This is a genomic window from Bartonella sp. AA86SXKL (assembly GCF_042196885.1).
Window position 1 is genome coordinate 1 of the sequence record NZ_JBHIRE010000472.1, and the last position, 267, is coordinate 267.

General features: G+C 36.7%; 1 protein-coding gene. It reads right to left on the reverse strand.

What is annotated here, in order from left to right:
- Positions 1 to 112 precede the first annotated feature (112 nt).
- A partial coding sequence (locus ACFIO5_RS12705) for a phosphate acyltransferase (protein ID WP_375705599.1) occupies positions 113 to 267 on the reverse strand: 155 nt, incomplete at its 5' end.

A 267-nucleotide genomic window follows, 5' to 3' on the forward strand; every position in this document is an offset into this window, starting at 1 on the left:
CAGCTCTCTTTCAAAAGCGTGTTGCTGAAGAACAAAAAAACAGCCAAACACTCTCATCTTAAAAATTTATTTTTTATCAAAAAGGCCTTGAAATATCAGGGGCCTTTATTTTTTATAACTTTTCTGCATGGTAAGCGGCTAGGGTTGCGATATTGACAACATCCGTATCACTGCCACTAAATGGTACAATTTGAACAGATCTTTCCAGTCCAATCAAAATAGGACCAATAATGGTTGCTTCACCAAGCTCTTGCAACATTTTACTTG